This is a genomic window from Deltaproteobacteria bacterium (assembly GCA_029858205.1).
In the GTDB taxonomy this organism is placed as follows: Bacteria; Desulfobacterota; GWC2-55-46; order GWC2-55-46; family DRQE01; genus JAOUFM01.
Genome location: JAOUFM010000020.1, coordinates 1 through 15368 on the forward strand (window position 1 = coordinate 1; position 15368 = coordinate 15368).

The window sequence follows — 15368 nt, forward strand, 5'->3', positions numbered from 1 at the left end:
CCTTCACGAGGCGCTTGTGCACGGCGGGCATGCAAACGACTGCAAGGTGGTGCTCAAATATATCGATTCCGAAGACATCGAGAAAAAGAACGCCGAGCACTTTCTCTTGGGCGTGGACGCGCTCCTTGTGCCCGGAGGGTTCGGGAGCCGCGGCATAGAGGGCAAGATCGCGGCCATAAAGTACGCAAGGGAGAAGAAGATGCCGTTCTTTGGCATATGCCTTGGCATGCAGATGGCGGTTGTGGAGGTTGCGAGGCATCTTGCCTCGCTAAACGGCGCAAACAGCTTCGAGTTTGATTCCGAGACAAAATACCCGGTAATAGACCTTATGGAATCGCAGCGCGGAGTGGACTTTAAGGGCGCGACCATGCGCCTTGGCGCGTATCCGTGCGTTCTAAAGAAGGGCTCGCACGCGCACAGGGCCTACGGCTCAACCGACATATCCGAGCGCCACAGGCACCGCTACGAGGTAAATAACTCGTATAGAAAGAAGCTCGAGAAGGCCGGCCTTAGCTTTACAGGTCTTAGCCCGGATGGAAGCCTTGTTGAAATTGTCGAGTACGCCAATCATCCGTGGTTCCTTGGCTGCCAGTTCCACCCTGAGTTCAAGAGCCGCCCGGTTACGCCGCATCCGCTTTTTAGGGAATTCGTTAAGGCAGCGCTCAAGGAAAAGGCAAGCGGCAAGGCAAGGAAGAGGAGTGCTTCCAAGAAGGCAGTCCGGAAAAAGGCTGTTAAGAAAACGGCAAAAACGAAAAAGAAAAGGTAGTATATATAATGGTGCCAAGAAAAATAGAAATCGGCAACGCCTCGGTCGGAGGCGGCAAGGGGCCGCTGCTCTTTATAGCAGGCCCTTGCGTCATAGAGGATGAGAAGACGACCCTAAAAACGTTAGAAGGGCTTCTCGATATAACCGAGAGGCTCGGCGTAGGGTTCGTGTTCAAGGCGTCTTACGACAAGGCCAACAGAACCTCCATTGATTCGTACCGCGGCCCCGGGCTTAAAAAGGGGCTAAAGCTATTCGAGAAAATAAAGAAGCGCTATGATGTCGCCGTTCTTACGGACGTGCATTCCGTGGAAGAAGCAAGGGAGGCGGGCAAGGTTGTTGACGCGCTCCAAATCCCGGCATTCCTTTGCCGCCAGACCGATCTGCTTGTGGCAGCAGGAAAGACGAAAAAGCCCGTGAATATCAAGAAGGGGCAGTTCATGAACCCGGCCTCCATGGCAGAGGCAGTAAGAAAGGTCGAGAGCACGGGTAATAAGAATGTCTTTCTTACCGAGCGGGGAGTAAGCTTTGGGTATAGTAACCTTGTGGTGGACTTTCGCTCGATTCCCATAATGAGGCAAACGGGCTGCCCGGTGATATTCGACTCAACGCACAGCGTGCAGCTGCCGTCTGCAAAGGGCAAGAGCTCAGGGGGCGATAGAAGCATGATAGCGTATCTATCGAGGGCAGCGGTGGCAGTAGGTGTAGACGGCATATTCATGGAAACGCACCCTAACCCGGATAAGGCGTTATCGGACGGGCCAAACTCCATACCGCTAAAGGACGCTCAAGCGTTCATGGAGGAACTATCTGCCCTGGACGGGTATATCAGAGGAAGCAGGTAGCATGGCAATAAAAAAGAAGACAGATAAGGCCGCTCAAAGGGCCATAGACACAGCCAGACGCGTTCTAAGGATAGAGCGCGACGCCATAGGCGCTCTTGAAGGGCGGCTTAACTCGAACTTTGCCAGCGCAGTAGACATTATATTGTCTGCAAAGGGCAAGGTCATTGTCACCGGTATCGGCAAAAGCGGCATCATCTGCCAGAAGATGGCCTCGACACTTGCCTCCACTGGAACCTCTGCCTTCTTTCTTCACCCGGCAGAAGGCGCGCACGGGGACCTGGGAGTGCTTGGCAAGGACGACGTGCTCATAGCAGTATCCAACTCCGGCGAGAGCGAGGAGATAGTAAGGATGCTCCCGGCCGTGAAGCGCTTTGGCGTCAAGACCATCGGGTTTACCGGAAAGCCGAATTCTACACTTGCAAGGTATTCGGATGTGATTATAGACGTAGGTGTTAAGAAGGAGGCATGCCCCTTGGGGCTTGCGCCAACGGCTTCGACTACAGCAACCCTTGCCATGGGAGATGCGCTTGCGGTTGCGCTTCTTGAAAGGCGAGGATTCAAGGCCGAGGACTTTGCAGAGCTTCACCCGGCAGGAAGCCTCGGAAAAAAACTTCTAAAGGTTTCCGAGCTGATGCACTCCGGAGAGAACGTGCCGCGTGTCGGGCTCTCAACGCACATGAAGGACGCAATCCTCGAGATGACGGCAAAGAGGCTTGGGCTTACAGGCGTATTCAAGGGTAGTAAACTCGCCGGCGTTATCACGGACGGCGATTTAAGACGCGCCCTTGAGAAGGGCATAGACGTCTTTAAGATGAAGGCCGGAGTAGTTATGACGAAAAACCCAAAGACCATCATGGACGACTTTCTTGCCGAGGCCGCTCTAAGGATGATGGAGGAGCATTCCATTACTGCTGTTTTTGTAAAGGACAAAAAAGGTCTTGTTAAGGGCGTGCTCCATCTGCATGACCTTATCAGGGCAGGGGTCATTTGACGGTATTGTTTACTTTTGCGCGTAACGGGGCTTGCGGCCGGGTATTAAAAATATTTAAAAAAACTCTTGACAAAGTGTCTTGGGGGTGATAGATTTGAGGAAAATTTAGGTACCGGCGCGCCGGGGTATGTTTTTAAGACCTTGTTTTACTGTAAAAACTAGGTAATAAGAGCAGGGCCACGGAAGCGGCGGTACAGCTACAGGAGCGACGGAAGAGCATACGACGGACGCTGCTTGTAGGGAAGCAAGGCAGTAGAGGCAGAGCAAGCGGAAATGCGATATAGGAGTTGCTGTAAAAATACTCTTAAGCAACAAAAAACCGGAAGGAGGAAAGTAAATGAAAAGGATCTTAACACTGGTAGTGGCAGTAGCAATGCTCGCGGTATTCACGATTCCCGCGTCCGCAGAGACAAAGGTAAGCGGCGAGTGGAGGTTGAGGGCCGAGGAGACGCATAACACGAATTATAGCGACGATAAGACCAATGCAACAACCAATAACGTGGACGACGATACGGCGTTTTGGGGCCAGAGGGTAAGGCTCGCAGTAGACGCGACCCCGACCGACGACGTTGCCGCAAGGATAGTGCTCCAGGGTAACTGGACGTGGGGCCAGGGAGGCGAGAATGCTAACGGCGGACCGAACCTTTCTCCGTTCACGGCAGTAGGCCTTCACGAGGCAAGCGCAACGATAAAGAACTTCTTTGGCACGCCTGTAGCAGTAAAGCTCGGCAGACAGGAGCTTAACTACGGCGACCAGAGGCTCATTGGCAGCTTCGGCTGGTCCAACAATGGCAGGAGCTTCGATGCGGCAAAGGCGACCTTTGCTGGCGAGGGCTTCTCCGTAGACGCATTCACAGCAAAGCTTGTTGACAGTAACGCGGCAGCAGCAGGCGACCTCGGCGACGACAGGAACCTCTATGGTATCTATGCAACGCTTACGAGCGTCCCGAATAACACCATAGACGTATATCTTCTCCAGGTAAAGGATACCCAGAGGACGAACATTGCTCTTGGTGCAGGCGCAGGCGCAACGGCATTCCCGACCATCCTTAACTATGGTGATACCGTAAATAACATCGGTAACCCGAACCCTGCTACGATAAGCGTAACGAACCAGGAACTCTTTACCTACGGCTTCAGGGTAGCGGGCGCTGCAAGCGGCCTTGATTACGGCCTCGAAATACCGTTCCAGACCGGCACGGTAGAGGGCTTCTGGCTCGAAGCAGGCACCAAGCAGAAGTGGACCATTGACCACGAAGCAATGGCAATAGCAGCAAAGGTGGGCTTCACGCTTCCTGGCGAGAACAAGATCAGGATAGGCCTTGAGTATGACTGGGCATCCGGCGGCAATAAGGACAAGGGCAACGGCAAGATGACCAGCAATACCTTTGCTAACCTCTATCCCACGAACCATGACAAGTATGGTTACATGGACCTTATGGCTTGGAGGAACATGAGCGGCATCAACCTTAACGTGAGCGGCAATCTCAATGAAAAGCTCAATGCAAGGCTTGATTACTGGATGTTCGAGCTCGATACCGTCCCGACTACTACTGTTTATGACGGTTGGTATACGGCAGGCAACTGGAACGGCGCCCCCACGGGTTGCACGCCGAAGGCCGGCAAGACCAAGTGCAGCAGCGATATCGGTTCTGAGATCGACATCACCGTTAACTACAAGTACAACGCGGCAGTCAGCATGATGACAGGCGTATCCCGCTTTATGCCGGGCGCTTACATCACCGATGGCCTTGCAGCCCCGCAGAAGGGCGAGGACAGGGACTGGATGTACTTCCAGATACTTGCCAAGTTCTAAGCTTCACGCAGTATAAAGCAGTTCTTCGGGGCGGGTTAATAACCCGCCCCGATTTTTTTTGGCAGGGCAGGCGTGACGCCTGCACCCGAATGTTTCTTCGGATACCCCGTGCAAGATTAAGCTAATAAGCCTTTTACACGTTATTAACTAAGCTAAGGCAGGCCTCGGGCCTGGCAGGGGTGACCCATGCACCCAAGTGTTTCTTCGGATGCTCCTGTGGTTAATTAAGCGAATAAGCCTTTTATACGTTATTAAAAGGGCGGAGCCCGGCAGTCGTGCCCCCCTGTACCCAAGTGTTTCTTCGGATGTTCTGTGCATACTTAATCTAATAAGCCTTTTACGCGCCATCAACCGGGCGCAGCCCGTTTTTCCTTGACCTTTTTGTAAAATTATATATAATTAAGTATAATTAGCCAAAAGGGGCAGGGATGCGCCCGCGAGAAAACCATTGAACAATAAAGTGGTTTTGTGTTATTTTAATACGAGCGCTTCCATGCGAGAGTGGCGGAACTGGCAGACGCGCTGGACTTAGGATCCAGTGGGCAACCATGGGGGTTCGACTCCCCCCTCTCGCACCAGCGAAATATCAAAGAGAAAGGCACGGCATAGAGAAAAATGAAGGTAAGCATAGAGGATCTTAGCAGTATTAAAAAGCGCATCACCGTCGAGATACCGGCTGAAGACGTTACCGCCATGATAGATGAGTTCGTGGGCTCGGTGAAGAACTCGGCTGAACTCGAGGGTTTTAGAAAAGGCAAGGCCCCGGCCTCGGTCGTTAAGCAGAAGCTTGGCGACAAGCTCTATAACGAGGTAACCGTCAATATCGTCGAGAGGACATATAGAAAGGCCATCGAGGAAAAGGGCATAAAGCCCCTTTCGGCCCCGGACATGGAAGTCGGCAGGGTAAGGGAAGGCCACGGCTTTAACTACTACGCCATGATAGATATAAAGCCCGAGTTCGAGGTCAAGGGGTATAAGGACATCAAGGTAGAGAGAAAGGGCGTTGAGCTCTCGGATGCCGACATAATGGAGCAAATCAGGCTCCTTGCCGAGAGAAACGCGAGGTATGAGGAAAAAGAAGGCGAAGCGGTCGACGGCGATATGGTGGTAATCGACATATCGAGCACCGTCGACGGCGCGCCCGTTGAAAAGGACGGCAAACCCAAGGAATATAACTTCATACTCGGCGAGGGCTCGTTCTTCCCGGAGTTCGAGGAAAAGGCAGGCGGCAAGAAGGCCGGAGACGTCGTTGAGTTCACGAAGCCCTTCCCGCCCCACTATCACGACAAGAGATTTGCCGGCAAGGACGTTATTTTCAAGATGGCGGTTAAGATGATAAAGAAAAAGGTCGTTGAGGAAATAAACGACGAGTTCGCAAGAAACCTCGTATGCCACGATCTCGCTGACTTAAAAGACAAGGTAGGCACCGAGCTCAAAAAGATGCACGAGAGGGCTGAAAACGACCGCGTTAAAAAGGAGTTCATGGACAAGCTCATCGCCGATAACCCGCTTGAGATACCAGATTCACTCACGAACAGGTACTTTACGCAGATCATGCAGAATATTCTCGAGGGCGTAAGGCGCGGCGTTGTCGATCCAAAGGACATGAGCCTTAACTCCGAAGAGATGAAGGATAAGTACCGCGAAATGGCCGCAAGGCAGGCAATGGGGGACCTTATACTCGACGCCATCGCAGATAAAGAAGGCATAAACGTATCCGGCGCGGAGATAGAGAAGACAGTATCAGACATCGCATCCATGCGTAACGAGCCGGTAGAGACCATAAAGGCGAGGCTTAAGAAAGACAACCTCTATGAAAACTTCGTGGACGGCATAAGAAGGGAAAAGGTCTTCGAGGTGCTCTCTCTTGGGCCAAGCAAGGTAAGCTTGTAGGGCGGCAGCCGTTTTTTGTGCTAAAGTCAGTTGCATGAAAGGTGAGGAGTGACTTAAATGCTGGTACCTATAGTCATAGAGCAGTCGGGAAGGGGCGAGAGGGCCTACGACATATACTCGAGGCTTCTTAGGGAAAGAATCATATTCCTTGGAAGCGGCATAGACGACAATGTCGCGAGCCTCGTCATTGCGCAGCTTCTATTCCTCGAGAGCGAGGACCCGGAAAAGGACATACACCTATACATAAACTCCCCGGGAGGCGTAGTAAGCTCCGGGATGGCCATATACGACACCATGCAGTACGTAAAGCCGCATGTGTCCACTATCTGTATGGGGCAGGCCGCGAGCATGGGCGCGCTTCTCCTTGCGGGCGGGGAAAAGGGCAAAAGGTTTGCCCTGCCGCACTCGAGAATCCTTATACACCAGCCCCTTGGCGGGGCCCAGGGCCAGGCAACAGAAATCGACATAATGGCCAAGGAAATCCTAAGGTTACGGGAAGAATTAACGGGCGTCATGGCAAAGCACACGGGCCAGCCCTATGACCGCGTACACCAGGATACGGAGAGGGATTTCTATATGACTGGCGAGCAGGCTGTGGAATATGGTATAATTGATAAAGTGATAGAGAAAAGGGTTTGACAGGGCCGGTTCTTTGATGGCCGTATTACGGAGGCATAGCAATGGGAAACGATAAAACAAAAGGCGACGGATACCTGACCTGCTCTTTTTGCTCCAAGCGGCAGGACGAGGTAAGAAAACTCGTTGCCGGCCCCATGGTCTATATATGCGATGAGTGCGTGGGGCTCTGTAACGATATAATTTCCGACGGCTACGAAAAAGACGAGTTCAAGAAAAAAGAACGCGCCATACCGAAACCCTCGGAGATAAAGAAGATACTCGATGAGTACGTCATAGGGCAGGACTACGCAAAGAAGGTCCTCTCGGTAGCCGTCTATAATCACTATAAGAGAATAGACGGGGGCGTTGCCCTTGGCTCTATCGAGATACAAAAGAGCAATATCCTTCTACTTGGCCCAACGGGCTCTGGTAAGACGCTTCTTGCCCAGACCCTTGCCAAGATACTAAATGTCCCGTTCACCATAGCAGACGCAACGACACTTACCGAAGCGGGCTACGTCGGAGAGGATGTTGAGAACATAATCCTCGGTCTTCTGCAGAATGCCGACTATGATGTAGAACGCTGCCAGAAGGGGATAGTCTATATAGACGAAATCGATAAGATATCGAGAAAGGGAGACAGCCCCTCGATTACGCGCGATGTTTCTGGCGAGGGCGTTCAGCAGGCACTTCTAAAGATAATCGAAGGCACTGTTGCAAACGTGCCTCCAAAGGGCGGAAGAAAGCACCCGCAGCAGGAGTTCTTGCAGGTCGATACCTCGAATATTCTTTTTATCTGCGGCGGCGCATTCACCGGCATAGAGGATATCATAAGCCACAGGATAGGGAAAAAGACCCTTGGCTTCAACGTAGAGAGCAGAAAGGTCGGCAAGAAGGGGCTCTCGGCCCTTATGCGCGACGTTGAGCCCGAAGATTTAATGAAGTACGGCCTCATTCCCGAGTTCATGGGAAGGCTTCCGGTAACGGCAGTGCTAGAGGAACTTGACGAGCGGAGCCTGATAAAGATACTTACCGAGCCCAAAAACGCCCTTGTTAAACAGTACCAGAAGCTCTTCGAGATGGAGAACGTGAGGCTAAAGTTCACGGACAGCGCCCTCATGGCCCTTGCAAGAGAGGCCATGAAGAGAAAGGCCGGAGCAAGGGGCTTAAGGTCCATACTCGAGAGCTCCATGCTCGATACCATGTACGAGCTTCCTTCGCAGCCCAATGTGAAGGAATGCATAGTGAGCGAAGAGGCCATACTTGGCAAGAGTAAGCCTATACTCATATACGAAGAGAAAAGCGAGACCGCATGAAGCGAAAGCGATATCGCGTTGTTTTCAGAGAGGCCGTAAGGCAATAATCAGGGCGGGGCTTTTTCCTGAAAAAGCCCCGTTTTTTTCACCCCGGGGGATATGAAAGACGCCGAAGGCGCGTATCGGCGGTGCATAGCGAACCGTGGTTTTGTGCCGGGCATAAGCTTTAAAAGCAAACCCGGGAATACAAGGAGGACATAAAGTGAAATATCCAAAGGGTGTAATACCGCTCATACCGCTTCGGGACATAATCATATTCCCGTACATGGTGGTGCCGCTATTTGTGGGCAGGGATAAGTCTATAAAGGCCCTTGAGCACGCCATGGAGAACGATAAGAGCATTCTTTTATCGGCGCAGAAGGCCGCGAAGAACGACGACCCTTCGGTAGAGGACATCTACGAGGTCGGCACCGTAGGCACCATACTGCAGCTTCTAAAGCTTCCGGACGGCACGGTGAAGGTGCTTGTCGAAGGCAAGCACAGGGCGCGCATAAAGGAGTTCGTCGAGACAAAGGAGCTCTTCATCGTAAAGATGGAGGAGCTAGAAGACAAGCTCGAGACCAACGCCGAGGTCGAGGCCCTTATACGTTCTGTTGTGAAGAGCTTTGATGTGTACGTGAAGCTAAACAGGAAGGTCCCGCCCGAGATGCTTGTGAGCGTGAGCTCGATAGAGGAGCCCGGGCGCCTTGCCGACACGATAGCAACGCACCTTACGGTAAAGCTCGATGAGAAGCAAAAGCTCCTTGAGATAGAGAACCCGGCCGCGAGGCTCGAGCGCCTCTACGCTTTGCTCGAGGGAGAGATAGAGATACTAGAGATAGAGCAGCGCGTTAGAAAACGCGTCAAGCAGCAGATGGAGAAGACGCAAAAGGAGTACTACCTTAGCGAGCAGATGAAGGCCATCCAGAAGGAGCTTGGAGAGAAAGACGACTTTAAGACCGAGCTCCAGGAGTTCGAGGCCAAGATAAAGACAAAGAAGATGAGCAAAGAGGCCTCGAAAAAAGCGAGGCAGGAGATCAAGAAGTTAAAGCTCATGAGCCCGATGAGCGCCGAGGCAACGGTAGTGAGAAACTATATAGACTGGCTCGTGGGGCTTCCGTGGGCTCATTATACCGACGAGAAAATCGACATAGTCGAGGCCGAGCGCATTCTCGACGAGGATCACTACGGCCTTGATAAGGTAAAGGAGAGGATTATCGAGTACCTCGCAGTGCGCGGGCTTGTGGAAGAGATGAAGGGCCCTATCCTTTGTCTTGTCGGGCCGCCCGGGGTCGGTAAGACCTCGCTTGCAAAGAGTGTTGCAAGGGCTACGGGAAGAAACTTCGTCAGGGTCTCTCTTGGAGGCGTGAAGGACGAGGCCGAGATCCGAGGCCACAGGCGCACTTATATCGGCTCCATGCCGGGTAAGATAATACAGTCGCTAAAGAAGGCTGGCTCCAACAATCCGCTTATCCTTCTTGACGAAGTCGATAAGATGAGTAACGATTTTAGGGGCGACCCCGCAAGCGCTCTTCTCGAGGTCCTTGACCCTGAGCAGAACCATACGTTCAACGATCATTACCTGGACTGCGATTATGACCTCTCGAAGGTCATGTTCATAACGACCGCTAACTCGATGCAGGGTATCCCGTACCCGCTTCTCGATAGGATGGAGCTTATACGCATCCCCGGCTACACAGAGGATGAGAAGTTCCACATAGCCTCCGGGTTCCTGCTCTCCAAGCAGCTTAGCGCGCACGGCCTTACCAAGGATAACGTGGACTTCGCCAAGCAGGCCATGCTCGCCGTCATTCGTCTCTATACGAAAGAAGCGGGTGTGAGGAACTTGGAGCGCCAGATGGCCTCGGTGCTTAGGAAAGTCGCAAGAGAGGTGCTTAAAAAAGGCAAGGAGACAAAGGTAAAGATAACGGCGGCTCTTGCGCAAAAGTATCTTGGCGTGCCTCCCTACAGGCACGGCAGGATGGAAGAGAAGCAGGAAACAGGTGTAGCGACAGGTCTTGCGTGGACAGAGGTCGGGGGAGATCTGCTCTCTATCGAGGTCGCGCTTGTGCCCGGCAAGGGCAAGCTCACCATCACCGGAAAGCTCGGCGACGTGATGCAGGAGAGCGCGCACGCGGCAATGACCTACATAAGGAGCCGTGCCGCGAGCATAGGGCTCGATAAGGACTTCTATCAGAAAATAGACGTGCACATACACGTTCCCGAGGGCGCAATCCCCAAGGACGGCCCTTCGGCAGGAATCACCATGGCAACGGCGCTTGCCTCGGCCCTCATCGGCATAGCCGTCAGGCGCGACGTGGCAATGACCGGCGAGATAACGCTAAGAGGCAAGGTGCTCCCTATTGGCGGGCTTAAGGAAAAGCTTCTGGCGGCGCACAGGGCCGGCATTAAGCGCGTGCTGATTCCAAAGGAGAACGAGAAGGACCTCCATGACGTGCCAAAGCCAGTGCAAAGGGGGATAGATGTGGTGTTTGTCGAGCACATGGACGACGTCCTCATTGCCGCGCTTGACGTAAAGGACAGAAACGAGATATTCAAGGGCCGGAAGGAAGAGCCATCTGCCGATGCGGCTGCAGATGCCTCGGGCGTAAAGAAGGAAGAGGGCGGCGTTACAATACGGCATTGAACTTGTGTTTTTCCTTGACACAGGCCGGTAAAGTCGCTTAATATAATGGACTGACGCGCACTTTCCCGTGTGCATTACGCGGAAAGTGCGCGGCTTTTTGAAGGAATAGGTAAAGCGGAGGGTGTGAATATGAATAAATCTGAACTTGTAGAGGCAGTTGCTACGAAAAGCGGTCTTACCCCGGCTGATGCGGAAAAGGCGGTTAACGCTTTTATAGATGTCATCGTCGGCGCGCTAAAAGGCGGGGACGGGGTGACCATATCCGGGTTTGGCGCCTTCAGCGCGGCAAAGAGGGCCGAGAGAACCGGCAGGAACCCGAGGACAGGCGAGGAGATAAAGATCGCCGCCTCCACGGTGCCAAAGTTCAAGCCTGCAAAGGGCTTTAAGGACGCTGTTTCTTAAGTAGCGTTTTTACCGGGCGGATAGCTCAGTTGGTAGAGCACAGCCCTTACAAGGCTGGGGTCACAGGTTCGAGACCTGTTCCGCCCACCACGGTTTTCCTGGCTAAAACGCAAGCAAGTTGCCGGAGGCCATGGAAATTTTTTTTGAAAGTGTTTGAGGGAACCCGGGTGGATAATGCTTTTCCGGTTTCCAAAGGGTTTTGAGAGGAAATATTTACATAGATGTTTCCTCTTTAAGGAGCCGTAGTTCAGCTGGTTAGAACGCCGGCCTGTCACGCCGGAGGTCGCGGGTTCGAGCCCCGTCGGCTCCGCCAGCATAGAAAAGGCCGCCGCTTTTTAAGCGGCGGCCTTTTGCATTTCATGCCCTGTGGTTGCCGGCTTCGCTTGGATGCCGGGGTGTTTTTCAAGAGGGCCCTTCACGCATAACTTCCTTGACATAAAATTACACTGTTGGGATAATATAATATCGCGGCAAAGATTCGTGCTGCGTTATTTCTTACTGATGATACAGCTTCTTCAGGTATATAAGAAATTCGAAGGCATAACGGCCCTCTCCAACATTAATTTGAAGGTAGAGAAGGGCGAGTTCGTGTTCGTCACCGGCTCAAGCGGCGCCGGAAAGAGCACGCTTTTGAACATCATGTTCGGTGTTGAGCCGCCTACCTCCGGGCATCTTATCATCGGCGGCAGGAACTACCAGCGCCTTACCTCCGGCGAGATACCCGCGCTAAGACAGAAGATAGGTTTCATATTCCAGGACTTTAAGCTCATCAGCTCGAGAAGCGTTTTCGATAACGTCGCGCTTTCCTTGAAGGTCATGGGGACGTCGCCTTTTGAAATAAAAAAGCGCGTTATGAAGGCGCTTGCGTACGTGAAGCTCGAGCACAGGGCGAACTTCGGCCCCCTCACGCTCTCCGGCGGAGAGCAGCAGCGCGTAGCCGTTGCCAGGGCCCTGGTGAAGGAGCCTGTTATACTTCTTGCCGACGAGCCCACGGGAAACCTGGACCCCGAGCTCGCGCTAGACATGTTCAATCTGTTTACGGAGGTCAATTTGCGCGGCACCACGGTTATAGTCGCCACTCACGATAAGGAAATAATAAAAAGGGTCGGTAAGCGCGTCATAAAGCTCGAGGGCGGGAGGCTTACAGCCTGATGAGCAAGGCAAGCCTCGGATACGCCGCGAAGGACGCGCTCCAGAGTATCAGGGAGAACCCGGTGACGGTGCTTTTGTCGGCCCTGACAGTTGGCTTCTCTCTTGCCATAACGGCGTTCTTCTTCGTTATTATCGCGAACATGGATTCTATCGTCAAGTCCTGGGGCAACAGGGCGCACGTAATTGCGTACATAAAGCCGGGGGTAAGGGTAGACCCTGATGAACTCGTGAAGGCGGCAAAGCGGCTTGACGGCGTAAAGGACGCTTTGTTTGTTTCCGAGGAAGAGGCCCTCAAAATCCTCAAGGCCGACATGAAGGGCAGCGAGGCGCTTTTAGACGGCGTTTCTCCGGGCGTGCTTCCGGCATCGCTTGAGATAACGTTTAATCCTGAGGCCGTTACTCCGGAGCGCATGGCAAAGGTGGCCTCGGCGATAAAGGCAGTGCCGGCAATAGAGGACGTTCAGTACGGCGCGGACTGGGTGGAGAAGTTCTCGGCCTTTTTGAGGTTCATAAAGATTTTTGCCTCGGTGCTCGGAGTGTTCCTTGTCATGGCAACTATATTCGTCATATCCAACACGATAAGGCTATCGGTTTATACGAGGAAGGATGAAATAGAGGTAATGAGCTACCTCGGGGCGACACAGGGATTTATAAAGACGCCGTTTTTGCTCGAAGGGGTTCTCTCCGGCGCGGCCGGCGGAGTTCTCGCGCTCTCTATCATGGCGCTTGGCCGCTATGTGTTCTCGCTCTATATACCGTCTTCGCTTGCCTTTGTGCTGGATCTTTCGTTCTCCGTGTACGCGCTGCTTGCCGTGCTTGCCTTAAGCGGAGCGCTGCTTGGAGGGGTCGGAAGCCTCGTTTCCATGGGAAGGTTCTTAAAGGTGTAGCGGCGGTGCTGCGTCTGCTGACATACGCGGCCATTGCACTGGCCATTACCGTGTCGCTTGCTTCGGCATCGGCGGCGGACAGAAAGGTCATAAGCAAGGAAAAAAAACTAGAGGACATAAATAAGAAGCTTCGCCAGACGAAGAAGAACATAAACGTTACAAAAAAAGAGGAGACCGACATACTCGGGCTCCTGGATACTTATAACAGAGAACTGTCTGCGTACAGGGTAAGGCTTACTGCGATAAACGACTCCATAATGACGCTTCAGACAGACATAAGGGAGGCCGATTCCTCGGTTACGCGTCTTGCCAGGGAGCGCGCCACCTTGAAAGACAGGCTCGCAAAGCGGCTAAGGGCGATGTACAAGATGCGCGGCGGATGGGCCCTTAACGCGGCCTTTTCCGGCTCCACATCAGAGGAGGCCGCCAGACGCATACGGATGATGAGCTACATAATGGACTCGGATAAGGCCCTTATGGCCTCTGCAGAGCGCAATTTGAAGGACCTAAACGACGAGAAAAGACGGCTCGAGACGCTGAATGCGAGTTTTAAGAAGTCCAGGGACGCGCTTACGTACGAGAAAAGGAACATGGAGAAAAGCCTAACGTCGAAGAAAGGGCTTCTTTCCGACGTGAGAAAGAAAAAGGATTCGTACGCAAGGCTCGAGCGCCAGCTCGAGGGCGCGAAGGCCGAGCTCGTCGAGCTCATAAAAGAGCTTTCCGAGGGAAGCGTAATAGAGGCAGAAGAGCACGAGAGCGCTTTTTCCTCCATGAAGGGGCGCCTTATCATGCCGGTTGCCGGAGATGTGGTCTCGGCGTACGGCAAGGTGACGCACCCAAAGTTCAACACCGCGACCTTCAATAACGGCGTGGTGATAGAGGCGCCGTTTGGCTCCGATGTCAAGGCCGTCTACGACGCCAAGGTCGCGTATGTGGGCTGGCTTCGCGGCTACGGACAGGTTATAATACTGGACCATGGGGGAGGGTATTATACGCTTTACGCGTATCTCTCGGAGGCGCTTAAAAAACGGGGCAACGAGGTCATTGCCGGCGACGTCATAGCGAAGGTCGGGGATTCGGGCTCTAGCGAGACTGTCGGGCTTTATTTCGAAGTGCGGCAAAAGGGCGTGCCAAGGGATCCGGCTGCGTGGCTCGCCGTAAGATAGCTCTGTGATATGAACAATAATAGCTGCGGACGTTTTGGCGGACGCGGCCCAAAGGAGGAAGGGCACAATGACGAACGGAAAAAGGAATTGGAACAGGGCGCTTCTTGTAGCAGCCATTATGGCGCTTGCCGCGGTGCCGGTCTGGGGCATAGGCAGCAGGATTGCCGTTGCCGGGGTCGAGAGCTACGAAACGCTCAAGATATTTGGCGAGTCGCTAAAGATAGTCAAGGAAAACTACGCAGAAGAGGTCACCACAAAGGACCTTATATACAGCGCCGTGGACGGAATGCTCAAAAATCTGGACCCGCACTCCTCCTTCATGGATCCGGGCGAATATAAGGAAATGCAGATGGATACCAAGGGGTATTTCTACGGCGTGGGAATGGAGCTTGGCATAAAGGAGGGTTCTATAACGGTTATTGCGCCGATAGACGACTCTCCTGCCTCTGAAGCAGGCATCAAGGCCGGCGACAAGATAATAAAGGTAGACGATACCTATGTGAAGGACATGAGCATCACAGAGGTCGTAAAGCTTATACGCGGCGATAAGGGCACCAAGGTTAACCTTCTTATAATGAGGGAAGGGTTTGACGGGCCAAAAAACTTCGAGCTTACAAGGGCCGAGATAAAGCTGCAAAGCGTTAAGTCCAAGGAACTTGAGTCCGGGTACGGATACGTGAGGCTCACGGGGTTCCAGGACAAGACACATGAGGATTTAAAGCGCGCCCTCGATAAACTTGGCAGCAGCGATGCCAAGTTCAAGGGGCTGGTGATAGACTTAAGAAATAACCCGGGCGGTCTTCTCAAGCAGGCAGTCCTTATATCGGATCTGTTCCTCGATTCCGGAACTATTGTGTCCATAAAGGGCAGGGTAAAGGAGCAGAACTCGGAGT

The 15368-nt window shown here is 53.0% G+C and carries 13 protein-coding genes and 3 tRNA genes; all 16 read left to right on the plus strand.

What is annotated here, in order from left to right; all coding sequences use genetic code 11:
• Positions 1-766 (plus strand): CTP synthase (locus OEV59_09930; GenBank protein MDH4228047.1); only part of this gene is annotated, 766 nt, incomplete at its 5' end.
• Positions 767-777: 11 nt separating this feature from the next.
• Positions 778-1608, plus strand: coding sequence for a 3-deoxy-8-phosphooctulonate synthase (gene kdsA / locus OEV59_09935; protein ID MDH4228048.1), 831 nt, complete (start codon positions 778-780; stop codon positions 1606-1608).
• A gap of 1 nt (position 1609) precedes the next feature.
• The gene (locus tag OEV59_09940; protein MDH4228049.1) at positions 1610-2599 is read left to right on the plus strand and encodes a KpsF/GutQ family sugar-phosphate isomerase; all 990 of its coding nucleotides are present in this window, start codon (positions 1610-1612) and stop codon (positions 2597-2599) included.
• Positions 2600-2936: 337 nt separating this feature from the next.
• Positions 2937-4415, plus strand: a complete 1479-nt coding sequence (locus OEV59_09945) for an alginate export family protein (protein ID MDH4228050.1) — start codon at positions 2937-2939, stop codon at positions 4413-4415.
• Positions 4416-4910: 495 nt separating this feature from the next.
• Positions 4911-4993, plus strand: a tRNA-Leu gene (locus OEV59_09950).
• A gap of 37 nt (positions 4994-5030) precedes the next feature.
• Complete coding sequence (tig, locus tag OEV59_09955) at positions 5031-6308, plus strand: trigger factor (GenBank protein ID MDH4228051.1); 1278 nt, start codon at positions 5031-5033, stop codon at positions 6306-6308.
• A gap of 57 nt (positions 6309-6365) precedes the next feature.
• Positions 6366-6947: an ATP-dependent Clp endopeptidase proteolytic subunit ClpP gene (gene clpP, locus OEV59_09960; protein MDH4228052.1), complete on the plus strand. Its 582-nt coding sequence runs from the start codon at positions 6366-6368 to the stop codon at positions 6945-6947.
• A 41-nt stretch (positions 6948-6988) separates the two neighbouring features.
• On the plus strand, positions 6989-8242 hold the full coding sequence (gene clpX / locus OEV59_09965) for an ATP-dependent Clp protease ATP-binding subunit ClpX (protein MDH4228053.1): 1254 nt from the start codon (positions 6989-6991) through the stop codon (positions 8240-8242).
• Positions 8243-8444: 202 nt separating this feature from the next.
• On the plus strand, positions 8445-10868 hold the full coding sequence (gene lon, locus OEV59_09970; protein ID MDH4228054.1) for an endopeptidase La: 2424 nt from the start codon (positions 8445-8447) through the stop codon (positions 10866-10868).
• A gap of 129 nt (positions 10869-10997) precedes the next feature.
• Positions 10998-11270 carry an HU family DNA-binding protein gene (locus OEV59_09975; GenBank protein MDH4228055.1) on the plus strand — a complete coding sequence of 91 codons (273 nt, stop codon included), beginning with the start codon at positions 10998-11000 and terminating at the stop codon, positions 11268-11270.
• 14 nt (positions 11271-11284) lie between these two features.
• A tRNA-Val gene (locus OEV59_09980) sits at positions 11285-11360 on the plus strand.
• A 146-nt stretch (positions 11361-11506) separates the two neighbouring features.
• Positions 11507-11583 (plus strand) — tRNA-Asp (locus OEV59_09985).
• Positions 11584-11771: 188 nt separating this feature from the next.
• The gene (ftsE, locus tag OEV59_09990) at positions 11772-12422 is read left to right on the plus strand and encodes a cell division ATP-binding protein FtsE (protein MDH4228056.1); all 651 of its coding nucleotides are present in this window, start codon (positions 11772-11774) and stop codon (positions 12420-12422) included.
• On the plus strand, positions 12422-13309 hold the full coding sequence (locus OEV59_09995) for an ABC transporter permease (protein MDH4228057.1): 888 nt from the start codon (positions 12422-12424) through the stop codon (positions 13307-13309). Before ftsE ends, OEV59_09995 begins: the two co-directional genes overlap by 1 nt.
• A gap of 5 nt (positions 13310-13314) precedes the next feature.
• Positions 13315-14475, plus strand: coding sequence for a peptidoglycan DD-metalloendopeptidase family protein (locus OEV59_10000; GenBank protein MDH4228058.1), 1161 nt, complete (start codon positions 13315-13317; stop codon positions 14473-14475).
• 67 nt (positions 14476-14542) lie between these two features.
• Positions 14543-15368, plus strand: an 826-nt coding sequence (locus OEV59_10005; protein MDH4228059.1) for a S41 family peptidase, incomplete at its 3' end; no start/stop codon positions are given.

Excerpts from the sequence above, each read along its gene's own strand:
- OEV59_09945 (MDH4228050.1), top strand. The coding sequence starts at position 2,937 with ATGAAAAGGATCTTAACACTGGTAGTGGCAGTAGCAATGCTCGCGGTA.
- OEV59_09975 (MDH4228055.1), top strand. The coding sequence starts at position 10,998 with ATGAATAAATCTGAACTTGTAGAGGCAGTTGCTACGAAAAGCGGTCTT.
- clpX (MDH4228053.1), top strand. The coding sequence starts at position 6,989 with ATGGGAAACGATAAAACAAAAGGCGACGGATACCTGACCTGCTCTTTT.
- OEV59_09995 (MDH4228057.1), top strand. The coding sequence starts at position 12,422 with ATGAGCAAGGCAAGCCTCGGATACGCCGCGAAGGACGCGCTCCAGAGT.
- clpP (MDH4228052.1), top strand. The coding sequence starts at position 6,366 with ATGCTGGTACCTATAGTCATAGAGCAGTCGGGAAGGGGCGAGAGGGCC.
- tig (MDH4228051.1), top strand. The coding sequence starts at position 5,031 with ATGAAGGTAAGCATAGAGGATCTTAGCAGTATTAAAAAGCGCATCACC.
- ftsE (MDH4228056.1), top strand. The coding sequence starts at position 11,772 with ATGATACAGCTTCTTCAGGTATATAAGAAATTCGAAGGCATAACGGCC.
- OEV59_09940 (MDH4228049.1), top strand. The coding sequence starts at position 1,610 with ATGGCAATAAAAAAGAAGACAGATAAGGCCGCTCAAAGGGCCATAGAC.